Here is an 11936-nt window from a genome sequence, read left to right on the forward strand (position 1 = left end):
CCGGCTGGCCTACTCAGAAATCCACCCCGACGAGAAGCGCGGCTCCTGCCTCGCCTTCCTCATCAACGCCCTGCGCTTCTTCCGCCGCCACGCCATCGCGGTCGAGCGGGTGATGACCGACAACGGATCAGCCTTCAAATCCCGGCGCTACGCCAAAGCTCTGCGATGGCTCGGCATCACCCACAAGCGCACGCGGCCCTATACCCCAAAGACCAACGGCAAGGTCGAGCGCTTCGTCCAGACGTCGCTGCGCGAATGGGCCTATGCCCACGCCTACGACACCTCCGACCAGCGCGGCCAGGAGCTCCCAGCCTTCCTCTTCCGCTACAACTGGCTACGACCTCATAGGGGCATCAACGGCCAAACACCCATCAGCCGCCTCCGCCTCACCGAGGACAACCTGTTGACACTCTACACCTAGCTCACGGATGCGGACGGCGCCCTGGTCTGTTCACTCCGGCTCGACGAGGGCACGGTGCCGAGCCCTTGAGGTCCCGCGTCCATTCGGATGCTCAATAACATCCAGTTGGCGAACTGCGGCGTAGCAGAATGGCGCCTCCTGAGTTCCGCTGGAGCAAGCCCTATCGGAAGACCAGCTACGGGCGAGGATCTTCATAGTGTTCGTCGCGCGTCGTCTCCGGTCGGTTGGCCTACCGGACACCATGTTGGAGCGACTGCACTTCGTCGCCCTGGTGCGAGCTTGCGCGCTACAACAACGAAGGTTCTGAGCGGTTGCCCCACGGTGTGGCAGCACACCGTATCGCTGCAACGCACAATATGCATGTTGCGGCGCAGCAACGAACGGCCCATGTTCTCTCTGTCGGTCCGTAGGCTCCTCGACCGGCTGGAGAAGCACCATGCGAGCCCCTCGCGTCTGTTCGCTCACAGCGTTCCTCCTCCCCCTCGTCGCCGCTGGATCCACCCTCGCTGGGCCAGATCATCACTTGAGCGTCAACGCACCGCTCTATCGTGAGCAGATCCGAGACACACAGCACGAGCGTTCCCGCAACGACCTCAGAGTGACGTCGCAACCCGTTTGGACGGAGCGCTCTGACAAGGCCGATCTCAAGAACACGTCGGCCAGCCAGAGCCGGTAGCGAAGCGGGGCGGCCGCCTCGGCTACCTGCGTACGCCCCTTCGCCCATTTGGCGCTGTTCTACTGCACCGCTTCACGGCGGATGGTGGGCCACGACCCTCCCGGCGCTTCTTCAAACCAGCTGTGGGTTTCAGCCCCAGCCGGAGGATGTCCGATCTACCAATCCCTTATCGAAGCTGACCAAAGCCGCCCTCGGGAACGACACCTGTCGCTGGCACTCCAGGGTGGAGGCTCTCTGGGAGCGTTCGCCTGGGGCGTTCTCGACCGCTTACTCGAAGAGGAGAACCTGACCTTTGATGCAGTCAGCGGCGCAAGCGCCGGTGCGGTGAACGCGGTCATTCTCGCAGGCGGTCTTCTGGCGGGCGGCAAGCCTGAAGCTCGACGTCGCCTCGACCATTTCTGGGAGCGTATGAGCCAGATGGCTCCGCCGAAGCGCAGTGCGGCGGCGGCCCTCTTCGCCGACCTCGTCTCGCATCTGGTCTCGCCCTATCAGCTTAACCCTTTGAACTTGAACCCCTTGAAGCGACTCCTCTCGGCAGAGGTCGATTTTGAGGCCCTGCGAGCGAACCCATCCCTAAAGCTGCTGATCGCGGCGACCGCCGTGTCTACCGGCCGGCTGCAGATCTTCCGCGAGACGGAACTCACGCGCGAGATGGTGCTGGCCTCGGCAAGCCTCCCCCTGCTGAGCCAAGCCGTGCCCATCGGAGGAGAGCGGTACTGGGATGGCGGCTACTCGGCCAACCCGCCCCTGACACCGCTCGTGGAAGTGTCCGAGGCATCCGACCTGCTCATCGTCCAGATCATGCCGACACAGGGCGCGGAGCTGCCCATGTCCTCGCCCGCCATTGTGAAGCGGCTTGAACAGGTCACCTTCAACGGCGTGTTTCTGAGGGAAGCTGCCGCTCTCGCGATGATGGCGCGGGTGGCTGGGTCGGACAGTCAGGATCCTGCCTTCTCTCGCAAGCTGCAGCAGCTGCGCGTTCACCACATCTCAGCGGATCGAGAGTGCCCAAAGCTGAGCGAGGCCAGCGGCAGCAATCTCGATCGACGGTTCTTACTGAAACCGCGCGAGTGCGGACGGTCAGCAGCAGAAACTTGGCTCTCGGACGGGATGAACACCCCAGCCTTGCAGCGCGGCATGCTGAGCGAAGAGTATTCAGAAACAGTTTTGCCGGCCGTGTGAGAGGTAATCCCTATCTGTGTGACCCATCATAGAATTTTCATCCTATAACTCAGGCGGCGTAATTCCCTTGGAGTGAGGAGCGCTTATTGCCCACGGGGTGCTACCTTGCTCCGCGGCACTTTTGATTTGACGAAAACCTACAGCGCACCTCGAACGTCGCCAGGTTGACGTCTCGTCTCATCTGTCACTCAGCTGCTTTTCGGCACTGAAAAGGTATTGTGCAGCGCACTCAGGGGTTTGCCTCCTCATCATGACGCCTGATGAAATTCGTCATAAATTAATAACTGGCGAGATGTCGCCTTAGGCCTTGAACGAAGGCTGTGCGGCACAACCTAGGTGCAGTGCGGTAAACGCAGAGATGCACTTCGCCGCCTAAGTTATGTGTGCTTATTGTCTTAATATAAGCGCTCTGAATTCATAATTCTTAAAGGCAGGAAACCCAGATGGCTTTCAATCAGAACAACAATCAGGGCAAACAGCACGAGCAGACCGACAAAACTGCTGATGCCGCGAAGGCAAGCTTCAACAAGGCTACTGAGCAGAGCACCCAGTTTGTTGATGCGGCTCGTGACGGCGTGAACAAGATGGTCGATCTGCGCGAGCAAGCGACAGAGAACACCAAGCAGGTTGTGCAGAAGAGCGTCGAGACCGCTTCGCACCAGGCTCGTGAGGCCGCAGATCGGTTTACGAAGACGCTCGGCTTCTCGGGTGAAGACAGTGAGCGCCTCGCGCGTCAGTCCAAGCAGAACATGGAAGCTGTGACACGCTGCGGCACGGTCCTGACCCAGGCGTTCCAGGACGTCTCGCGTAGCTGGTTCGGTCTGGCCCAGAAGCAGTTCCAGCATAACCTTGAGGGCATGAACAAGCTGGTGCGGGCCAAGTCGCTCCAGGAGTTCACCGCGATCCAGAGCGATCTAATTCGTGAGAGCCTGCAGCACATGGTTCAGGACAGCAAGGCGATCACCGAGACCTCTGCACGCGCCGTCGAGGAGGCCAGCAAGACCTTCTCCAGCGTTGCGCAGCAGAGCCCGACGCTCGTCCGCTGAGGCGCATGGCCACTGAGCCGCCACGCTCAAGGTTCGGCAATAAATCAGAGGGGCGGTCGCTGCGGCCGCCCCTTCTTCTTGTCTCAGTCGCCCTGGCTCCGTCGCCTCGCGGCGCGGAGTAGCTCATGTACAATCCCTTTGCCGTCGCCCTACTCGCCCTAGAGGCGCAGAAGGTGGTTGAGCTTCGGCTCATGAAGCTCGCCTCGGGCGGTGCCGAGGGTTGGGCTGAGGCCGAGCAGATGGTGAGCGAGAAGGTCAGCGCCCTCGTCGAAGCGTCCGGGACGCTGATGATGGGTGGCTCATGCGACACAGTGGTGGGACGCTACCGCGAGCATGTGGCCGCGAACACGCAGCGTCTGACCGCCGGGTAGCGCGGAGAGCTATCTGCCCGCCAAACAGCTCGCATCCCCTCGCATTGATCTGGCTGATCACGAGGCATGCACCATCGCATACAGGACCATATCATGATGCAGCGTTCCAATACCCAAGGTTGGCTTGTTCCAACACTCCTCGGCTCAGCAGTGGCACTCGGAGCCTCAGCTCTCTACGCGGTCTCGAAGACCCGTGAGTCCGAGCGGCGCACCCCACCCGTTGGACGCCTCATGACGGTTGACGGTTTGCGCCTGCACTATGTCGAGCGCGGCCGAGGCGAGCCGTTGGTGCTCATCCACGGCAACGGCACGATGATCCAGGACTTCCTGGTCAGCGGCATCGTCGACGAACTCACCAAGCGCTATCGCGTCATCATCTTCGACCGCCCCGGCTATGGCTACAGCGACCGGCCGCGTGGCCTCTGGACGCCACGTGCGCACGCGACCCTCTTTCAGAAAGCGCTGCAGCAGCTCGGCGTCACGCAGGCCGTGGTGCTCGGGCACTCGTGGGGCAGCCTGGTCGCCGTGGCGCTTGCACTTCAGGCTCCGCAGCTCGTGCGCAGCCTCGTCCTGGCTTCAGGCTACTACTACCCGACGCTTCGAGCCGACGTGATCCTCAGCTCGCCGCCGGCGATCCCGGTAATCGGGGACATCCTGCGCTACACGGTTTCGCCGCTGGTCGGACGCGCCCTTCTTCCGGGCATGATCAAGGGCATGTTTGCGCCTGCCCCCGTGCCGGAGCGCTTCGACCGAGAGTTCCCGAAGGAGCTGATGCTGCGTCCCTTGCAGCTGCGCGCGTCTGCCGAGGATGCCGCGCTGATGACCCCCTCCGCCATGGAGCTTCAGGAACATTACCGGGAGCTGCAGCAGCCAGTGGTGATCGTCACGGGAGCAGACGATCAGATCGCTGACGTTGGACGTCAGTCCGAGCGGCTCCATCGCGAGTTGCCGGGAAGTGAGTTCATCGTCGTTCCGGGCATGGGCCACATGATCCATCACCTTGCACCCGAACAGGTGGTCAGGGCTGTTGATCGTGCCTCGGCCAGAACCGTCGCAGAGGCGGCTTAAGGATCAGCTGACTATCTCGGTAGGCCTGAATTCGAAGAGGGAGGTGCTGTAGACCGCCAGCTTCCAAGCGGGTCTCTGCGCGACGAGAGTGCGTCGCACTCTCGTAGACCGGAGAAGGCAAAAAGGCGGTCGGAGCTATCCGCCATCGTCAATCGTCCGGACCGGTGAGGACCAGCATTCTCATGCCGGAGCCCTGTTTTGCGAACAAGCTGCCGGGGACTCAAGCGCCTGCGCTCTGGAGCGCTTCACGCCTCCAGTTCTCGATCATCTCATCGAGCACAGCCTTACCGGCCAAACGAGCTTCCTCGAAGCTGGCGTAGGACGTACGCGACTGCTTCTTCTCGATACCTCCGCGCTGCGAGACGGCCCAGGAGAAGGTGCCACGAAGAGGCTTGTGCGGCCCGACGGTTATTGTGAAGGGGTGGGCAAGGGGCTTCTGCATAGCAGCAGGATATCACAGGTTTAGCCAGCTGCTATTGCGATGCAGAGAAATTTTGCGCACCGCACATTCGGGCTCCTCGCACGAAAACGGGCCCGCCTTTCCGGCGAGCCCGCTCGGCAACCTGTCCATAGGAACAATGCGGCCCCTCGCGGGTTTCTCGCACTGCAGCATAGCGATGGCGTCGCCGTGCTGTAGCCCTTCTCGGGCGTTTCCTCCCTAGACTCGGGCCGTCCTTAGGGGCGGCCCTTTTTCTAAAATGGTTGCTCCACGTTAACTCGTTGGATCGCAATCGGTTCTCAGGAACCGCTTGCGCGAAGCCCTTATCGATCCTGTGGCCACAAATGGCTCTGCCACGCGTCGCCTTGTGCCCCGATACAATGGCACCTGCCTCACAAGAACTGCCTCGTATGGGTCCCGCCCCTACTTCTAGGCTCTGAAGCACCCCTGGAGCATTTCGGGACCCGTGGGGACGTGTTGGGTTGCTCGTCCGGAACATGGTCATACGACGGTGCGGTGAGCCAACAAGCCGTCACGGCCGGCGTATTCGCGCAGCTTTACGGTGCGGTCCGGCCGGAGGTTGAAAATTTTTCTTTGATGGTGTAGAAAGTAGGTATCGATCTTTGGCCAGATATTCGGCCGCCCCGCCCCTCGGGCGTGCGCTCTGCATTTCTCCCATACTTCGACGATGTGCGAACGAGCGCGTGCTTGCATGCGCTGGTCATATTCTTTTGCCTACAAAGATACGGAAATACCTATGAGCATCGGCACCGTTAAGTGGTTCAACGGAACCAAGGGCTTCGGCTTCATCCAGCCTGAAGATGGCAGCAAGGACGTCTTCGTCCACATCTCGGCCGTTGAGCGAGCCGGCATGCAGAACCTCGATGAGGGCCAGAAGGTCTCCTACGAGATGGAGACAGACCGCCGCACGGGTAAGCAGTCGGCCGGCAGCCTTCAGGCCGCCTGAGCCTTATTCGTCCGCCACTGACGAATTTCGGAGCCGTTCCACCTGGAGCGGCTTCATCGATTTCTCGCCACCCGCGCTGAGCCGCGGTGCGCATAAGGAATGTACGTGGGTCAATTCAAAACCAACCAGATCGTCGACCGTCTCGAGGCCGCCACCAAGGCCCGGCAGGCCACAGTAGCCCGGTTCCGGGCTCGTCCCGCGGCTGATGACCCGGTTGTTCTCGCGCGGCATGCTGCGCGGCGCGCTGTCGTTCAGGCGCGAGAGACTCGGGCCCACGAGCGGGAGGTGGCTCGCCTTGCAGCTGAGGCTCAGCGCGAGGCCGAGGCCCTCGCTGCGCTGGAGCGCGAGGCTGCTGAGGCTGCCCGTCAGGCCGCCGAGAAGGTGGAGCGGCAAGCTGCACTCGCTGCCGAGCAGAAGGCCGCCCGTGATGCGCGCTTTGCTGCCCGCAAGGCCAAGGTGCGCCGGTAGACCACCCGCGTTTGACGGAATACCGCGTGCCTGAAGGAAATCGATTGTCTCACAAGTTCAAGGTCGGTCAGCACGTCCGGCAGTCCACGGTTGGCTATGCTGACGCCAAGAGCGTCGCTGGTGGCCTCTTCGAGGTTGTTCGGCTTATGCCAGAGGACCGGACGGGTGAACCGTCGTATCGGGTGAAATCGGCGGTGGGCGAGCGTGCCGTGCGGGAAGGCGAACTCACCCTCGCCTCCTGAGCAGGGAGGCTTCTGGCCACTCAGGCTTGATGGACTGGGCTGGCATCTCCGACGCGCTTGGCGCACTCTGACGAGACCCCTTGAGTATGGCTAAGCGACTGAAACTGAAGCCCCAGGAGCGGGGTTTCGTGCTGTTCGACGTGGTCTATGAGGATAGCTCCCGCGCCTCCAATCGCCGAGTTCCGATTGAGATCTTAGGCGGGCTTGATGGTGACGAGCCTGCCCGCCGAGTGATCGAAGAGCAGGACGAGGTAATTGCGCAGAAGTCGGGCCGACCCCGCTCGCCTATCCAGGACCTGACCAGATCCGTGATCAAGGTCCCGAAGCTAGTCTCCGACGAGCGCTGAAACTCAAACAGGCAGGCCACCGACAGATTGCGTTCTGCTCGGGGCTGATTGTCTTCGTCGGGCCATAACGGTGCTCCGCGTGCGAAGGACGGGCGTAGCGCTGACGCGACTGAGCGTAGATGGCCTCACCCAACACACCCACTTTCCGCCTCAGCAAGCTCTCTTCGCATGCCGCCGCGACCCTCAGTCCGAGTTCGTGTGAGTGGCCTGCGGCCGTAGAGCAAGGCCACAAGACGTGCTCGCGTCTGCTCCAGGATGCCGGCGACAGGGTTGGGAAGGACCTCCGCGTCGGCACGGTAGATCCGGCCGAGCGTGTCGAGCAGTACGAGCCCGAGCCAATTCGGGGCAGTTGGCATCCAGGTCGTCTAGGCTAAGCGGGACGAGCTCGGATCACGGTGGCACCTGCTGATGGGACGCAATCAAACAAGCAAGGGTATGGTCAACGAACCGCATCCCACGGCTTACCGATATATGGGGTTGCCCAGCACCGGTACGCGCTCTCGGTTAGCTCTGCCCTTTCCGTACGATCTTGTCGTCTGTGGCGTCCCGAGCCAGCCGTGCTGCCTTCAGCCGCGCATTCTTCTCATCAAGCGGGCTGACGACTGTTCCTTTCGCAGCCTCAGGTCGTAAAGGGTTTTGCGTCTTCGCGAATTCAGCATCAGCCCGCTTCCATTCTTTGCTGTGATCGTCGGCCATGGCCCACCTCCAAAGGTCGTGTTCAGATGCGATTGATCTTTCGCTTCGGCTTCGAGATCAAAGCAGCCTGAGCTGCAACTTCAGTCTCAGCAGCCTCTTTCGCGAGTCGCAGGGCCTTCAGGCGCGCCGTCTTCTCGTCTTGTGCCAGGAGTGCTTCGTCGTGGTTGACCCAAGCGTCTGCGCCATCCTGAGTCCAGCGTTTCTCTCGATCAGCGAGGGGCTCTAGAATGGTTGGGATGTACCCTGCAAATTGTGCCATAGACGCTTTCCTTCTTGTTCCGCAAAAAATTTGAAGTACTAGTATTTGATTTGCCAGCAGCCAATATACGGCATTGAAATGCTCGATCTCTACAGCGCCATTGCAATGTCTGGCATGAGGCCAATGGCCTGAGCAGTACTCTGCGATAGCCGAGCGTCCATTAAAGTCACAGCGGCCCCTGACTTCACCGCCTGCCGAACCAAGGCAACAGCCCGCTCCGGCGTCTCCGTCAAAGCCGCATAGAAAGCCACCAACGGAACGCGCGATACCTCCTCATCCAGAAAGCTCACGTGCACGATGTAGGCGGTCTGGTTCGCCTCAGCGATCCAGATTGGATACACGTCGTGGACCATGTCTTACTTCCGAGCTTTCGCTCTGCGAGCAGCATACCGTGCAACACGCACGAGCTTCTGCTCGGCTACGGCCTCGCGCGCTCAGCTTCGTAAGCGCGGCGCTGCGCATCACGTGCCGCGGTGCGCGCCGCGCGGGCTTCGGACACAGCCTGACGTGCCACTTGCTTTGCGACAACATCTGGATCGTCGGCTGCGGGCCTTGGACGGAAGTGATCGATCGCTTCCTGACGCGCATTGGCGGCGTCCTGAAGCCGGTGAGCGAGCGGGTCTTTCTTGAACTCGCTCACCTGTAAATCCTTATGTGCCTGAGAACCCGCCGGCGGCACAAACAAACAAAGCCGTCCCGGTCGGAACGGCTTTGGTGAATGTCAGGTGCTACGGCGGACTTCAGGCCGATTGTAGGTTCGCCGCAGACTGCTTCCCGCTGCGCTTGTCGGTTTCCAGTTCGTAGGAGACTTTCTGGCCCTCGACGAGATTACGCATACCAGCGCGCTCAACGGCCGAGATGTGCACGAAGGCGTCGGGGCCGCCATTATCGGGCTGAATGAAGCCGAAGCCTTTGGTTTCGTTGAACCACTTAACAGTGCCAGTCGGCATAAGTATTTCCGTATCTTGATAGGCGGTAGAATATAACCAGCGCATATAACTACGCGCTCAGTCGCTCGTCGTCGAAATGTGGGAGAAATGTAGGGCGTGCGCCCAAGGTGAGCGCTACAGCCGATATCTGGCCAAAGATCGATCCTCGATTTCTAGCATGTTCACAGAAATTTTACAAACAAGGCGCGCTCCTCAGCCATATTTGAGGGTGCTGTCCCTATGTGGGTAGCGGGTTCGCTCTGCGACTCTCAGCAGAAGCGTACTGAAATGCCCTGCTCTCGTATTGTCGCCGGTTTGAGATGAGGGGTGCCGCACGGGGGCGTAAGGCCAGCGCAGAGCGCGGGTGCGCCGAAAGCCCGAACAATCTGCGACCTTCGCGCTGCCTCGCACCCTCAACCTGATCGCGGTTCAAGGGCGTGTCGTGTTCCAGCCTACTTCGCAAAGCACGGTCATGATCCTGTGGAGATGAATGTCAGGCCTTCGCACCTGCGAGCACTCTTGAGCAGACATCTTGAAGGGACCAAGCCTGATATGATCCCCTTGGGGAGCCCCGCGATGAGGGTTTCGTCAGGGGGAGACAAGCGATGTCGGATTGGCAGCCAATCGAGACGGCACCGCGCGATGACACGTGGATCTTGCTCAGCGGAGGCACGGTGGATTGGGCCGAGTACGCTTTCGGGATCACCTGCCCGCCCGTCGTCGTGGCCTGTCGCAGGAGCGAGGAATGGATCGTCTCTCTTGCCGACGGTGGACACAAGCTGACGCGCTACAAGTGCCCAACCCACTGGATGCCACTCCCCGCAACCTCCTTCTCAAATGATGCGCCGGTACAGATCCGAAAGGAGGTACCTTCCGTGCCGGAGAGAGCGAGCCCCTATGTGAAGCCCCGCCCCGTTCGTCGGCAGCGTTAGCAATCAGGGTCGTTCATATGCAGAAGCCACAGCCAGAGCTGCCCCGGGTGGGGAGGTTGTCTCGCCCGCTTCATCAGCCGGCTTTCGCGTTGTCTCGACCCGCGGCATCCCTTCAAATCGACCCCGCCGACATGCCGCATCGCTTAGAGGGCTGAGGGCATGCGATATCGGCTGCGGGTTGGTTCAGTCGCATGGGGCAACTCCGTCACCGGCTGTGCTGAGACTCTCCTCGAGCAAGCACGGTCGGTGGCACCTCAACGCATTCTGGATCGGTTTTGCGGTAGAGCCGTTTCTAGCCCCAGAGCTGTCCCAAGCGAGCAGCTCGGCCGGCGGGGCGAGGAGGGGGCATTCTCGGCGTCTCGCCGGTTTCGCTTTCCGTCCGCGTTTCCTTGCCTCAGCAATCTAATCGGCAGACGACACCCCGCGCCCTGTCACAGCCAGGGTGGCAGGCACCGGCCGTACGCGCTTTTCCCCCTGTGTCGTGCGGTCGGTGACCCCCTCGCCTGCTTCAGAAGCTCTTGTCGTGGTCGCTCAGCTCGGCTCGTAGATCCGGGGCTGCCGCCATTGTGCCCGCGATGCGCCGCGCCTCGTCCCGTGACATGCGGTTGGTGATGTCCCGCCGCTTCGGATCATCGCAGAAATGCACGTAGGCGAGATGGCAGCCGTTGGCGTCCACGATGCGGAATGCCTCGTGTAGCTCCACGACGGCCGACGAAGAGGGAAAGGTGCGATTGGTCGGTTCGGTCATGCGTCAAATGTCATGATGTCCTGAACTTGGCCTGTCCGCTTCAGCTAACGCCATCCTTCTCCCGCAAGGCTGCCCGCAGGTCAGGCAGCGCCGCGATGTTGAGTGCAATCCGCTGCGCCTCTTCACGCGACATGTAGCCGGTGATGGCTCGGCGCTCCGAGTCATCCGAAAAATACACGTAGGCCAGAGGTAAGCTGATCGCATCCTCGATGCGGAACGCCTCCTCAAGCTCGATGAGGCGCCAAGGCGGAGAGAAGCGTCGAGCTTGCTCAGTCATGCTGTGGCTATGTTCTCCAGGGTTTGGCTGCAACCCGTCTTGTATGTCGGTTGGTGCGCGATCAGGGGCAGACGACGGGAGCCTCACAGCGAGCCACCTTTGAGATGGACGGTCTCGCTTACTCGGATCGTGGCGTGGAACGGCCGAGGGCGGGCGGTGTTTGCGCGGGGCGCGGCCGGCACCTTCCTTCCGCAGGCGCTACCTGCTGGACCTATCAGCCGCCCCGGCGGCTCATCCCTTCCCAATGAATGAAGAGGCCGAAACGAACGGGTGTGGGCATCCCGGCCATACAGGAATTGGGCCGCTAATCCTTCATTGCCCCTACGATGCGAGCAATCTCATCGACGCTTTCCTCGATGCGCTTGGCGTGAAGGGTGACGCTCTCAGCGTCGTCGTGTCCAAAGGCATCTGATGGCCACCAGCGGCCATCATCGATGTCGCGCATAATGTCATTGAGACGCGCCACCTGCCGCTTCAACGTTCCTATGGCGTCCGCACATGCTTCCGTTCCAGCCATGGTTCTCTCCTGCTACGCCGCCCAGCACGGGAGCGTGAAGAGCGCGGCGATTATCGGTCGCCCGCTCCTGACAGCAACTTCTCGATCTGCGCCATTCCACTCTCGCGCGCCTTTGTCTCGCTCGTGAGACTGCGGTCCGAACGTTGGACCAGCTTACCGCTTCTGCGGATCGCCCATTGGTAGGATGCGCCCTCGGCCTTCGGCGGCAAGATCTCCAGCGTGTAGGGATGCGTGTTCGTCATCGTGTCACTCACGCCCACTCTTAGCTCTGGATGCTGGCTATCGTTAATACGAAGCCTCGTTGAGCGGGACTCACGCGGGGTAGCGGTGCGGAAAGGGGTGTGATTCTGT

General features: G+C 61.2%; 20 protein-coding genes. 9 read left to right on the forward strand and 11 right to left on the reverse strand.

The features are described from left to right. From F6X53_RS30865 to F6X53_RS30885, 5 genes are all read left to right on the forward strand, one after another. On the forward strand, nucleotides 1-421 hold a 421-nt coding region (locus F6X53_RS30865; protein WP_151005568.1), incomplete at its 5' end, for an integrase core domain-containing protein. Nucleotides 422-1145: 724 nt separating this feature from the next. Further along, entirely contained in the window at nucleotides 1146-2279 is a 1134-nt protein-coding gene (locus tag F6X53_RS30870; protein ID WP_151005570.1) for a patatin-like phospholipase family protein, read from the forward strand. Nucleotides 2280-2722: 443 nt separating this feature from the next. Further along, nucleotides 2723-3325: a phasin family protein gene (locus F6X53_RS30875; RefSeq protein WP_151005572.1), complete on the forward strand. Its 603-nt coding sequence runs from the start codon at nucleotides 2723-2725 to the stop codon at nucleotides 3323-3325. Between the two features lie 125 nt (nucleotides 3326-3450). Next, nucleotides 3451-3696: a hypothetical protein gene (locus F6X53_RS30880; protein ID WP_151005574.1), complete on the forward strand. Its 246-nt coding sequence runs from the start codon at nucleotides 3451-3453 to the stop codon at nucleotides 3694-3696. A gap of 93 nt (nucleotides 3697-3789) precedes the next feature. Further along, nucleotides 3790-4764: an alpha/beta fold hydrolase gene (locus F6X53_RS30885; protein WP_151005576.1), complete on the forward strand. Its 975-nt coding sequence runs from the start codon at nucleotides 3790-3792 to the stop codon at nucleotides 4762-4764. Between the two features lie 220 nt (nucleotides 4765-4984). Here F6X53_RS30885 and F6X53_RS32820 read toward each other — a convergent pair whose 3' ends face one another. Further along, on the reverse strand, nucleotides 4985-5206 hold the full coding sequence (locus F6X53_RS32820) for a hypothetical protein (RefSeq protein WP_191971077.1): 222 nt from the start codon (nucleotides 5204-5206) through the stop codon (nucleotides 4985-4987). 754 nt (nucleotides 5207-5960) lie between these two features. Between F6X53_RS32820 and F6X53_RS30890 the strand changes: the two genes are divergently transcribed. Continuing rightward, a complete protein-coding gene (locus tag F6X53_RS30890) occupies nucleotides 5961-6170 on the forward strand; it encodes a cold-shock protein (protein WP_151005578.1) in 210 nt (69 codons plus the stop codon). A 3-nt stretch (nucleotides 6171-6173) separates the two neighbouring features. Here F6X53_RS30890 and F6X53_RS33535 read toward each other — a convergent pair whose 3' ends face one another. Then, nucleotides 6174-6401 (reverse strand): hypothetical protein, encoded by a 228-nt coding sequence (locus tag F6X53_RS33535; protein WP_238296387.1) that lies wholly within the window; start codon nucleotides 6399-6401, stop codon nucleotides 6174-6176. Here F6X53_RS33535 and F6X53_RS30895 point away from each other — a divergent pair. The 3 genes from F6X53_RS30895 (at nucleotide 6300) to F6X53_RS30905 (ending at nucleotide 7227) form a co-directional block, all read left to right on the forward strand. After that, complete coding sequence (locus F6X53_RS30895; RefSeq protein ID WP_238296386.1) at nucleotides 6300-6638, forward strand: DUF6481 family protein; 339 nt, start codon at nucleotides 6300-6302, stop codon at nucleotides 6636-6638. The two genes, F6X53_RS33535 and F6X53_RS30895, sit on opposite strands and share 102 nt — an antisense overlap. Before the next feature lie 44 nt (nucleotides 6639-6682). Then, nucleotides 6683-6880 carry a hypothetical protein gene (locus F6X53_RS30900; protein WP_151005582.1) on the forward strand — a complete coding sequence of 66 codons (198 nt, stop codon included), beginning with the start codon at nucleotides 6683-6685 and terminating at the stop codon, nucleotides 6878-6880. Nucleotides 6881-6966: 86 nt separating this feature from the next. After that, nucleotides 6967-7227, forward strand: a complete 261-nt coding sequence (locus tag F6X53_RS30905; RefSeq protein WP_151005584.1) for a hypothetical protein — start codon at nucleotides 6967-6969, stop codon at nucleotides 7225-7227. A 504-nt stretch (nucleotides 7228-7731) separates the two neighbouring features. Here F6X53_RS30905 and F6X53_RS30910 read toward each other — a convergent pair. The 9 genes from F6X53_RS30910 to F6X53_RS33540 all read right to left on the reverse strand — a co-directional run. Beyond that, entirely contained in the window at nucleotides 7732-7923 is a 192-nt protein-coding gene (locus F6X53_RS30910; RefSeq protein ID WP_151005586.1) for a hypothetical protein, read from the reverse strand. Between the two features lie 22 nt (nucleotides 7924-7945). Continuing rightward, nucleotides 7946-8182, reverse strand: a complete 237-nt coding sequence (locus F6X53_RS30915; protein WP_151005588.1) for a hypothetical protein — start codon at nucleotides 8180-8182, stop codon at nucleotides 7946-7948. An 89-nt stretch (nucleotides 8183-8271) separates the two neighbouring features. Then, nucleotides 8272-8535, reverse strand: a complete 264-nt coding sequence (locus F6X53_RS30920) for a hypothetical protein (RefSeq protein ID WP_238296379.1) — start codon at nucleotides 8533-8535, stop codon at nucleotides 8272-8274. A 65-nt stretch (nucleotides 8536-8600) separates the two neighbouring features. After that, nucleotides 8601-8822 (reverse strand): DUF6481 family protein, encoded by a 222-nt coding sequence (locus F6X53_RS30925; RefSeq protein WP_306426586.1) that lies wholly within the window; start codon nucleotides 8820-8822, stop codon nucleotides 8601-8603. Between the two features lie 100 nt (nucleotides 8823-8922). Then, a complete protein-coding gene (locus F6X53_RS30930) occupies nucleotides 8923-9132 on the reverse strand; it encodes a cold-shock protein (protein ID WP_150967003.1) in 210 nt (69 codons plus the stop codon). A gap of 1419 nt (nucleotides 9133-10551) precedes the next feature. After that, a complete protein-coding gene (locus F6X53_RS30935) occupies nucleotides 10552-10791 on the reverse strand; it encodes a hypothetical protein (RefSeq protein WP_151005590.1) in 240 nt (79 codons plus the stop codon). Between the two features lie 40 nt (nucleotides 10792-10831). Further along, nucleotides 10832-11068 (reverse strand): hypothetical protein, encoded by a 237-nt coding sequence (locus tag F6X53_RS30940; RefSeq protein ID WP_151005592.1) that lies wholly within the window; start codon nucleotides 11066-11068, stop codon nucleotides 10832-10834. Between the two features lie 304 nt (nucleotides 11069-11372). Then, nucleotides 11373-11585 (reverse strand): hypothetical protein, encoded by a 213-nt coding sequence (locus tag F6X53_RS30945; RefSeq protein WP_151005594.1) that lies wholly within the window; start codon nucleotides 11583-11585, stop codon nucleotides 11373-11375. A 50-nt stretch (nucleotides 11586-11635) separates the two neighbouring features. Continuing rightward, a partial coding sequence (locus tag F6X53_RS33540) for a hypothetical protein (protein ID WP_244965636.1) occupies nucleotides 11636-11936 on the reverse strand: 301 nt, incomplete at its 5' end.

Source organism: Methylobacterium soli, from assembly GCF_008806385.1.
In the GTDB taxonomy this organism is placed as follows: Bacteria; Pseudomonadota; Alphaproteobacteria; order Rhizobiales; family Beijerinckiaceae; genus Methylobacterium; species Methylobacterium soli.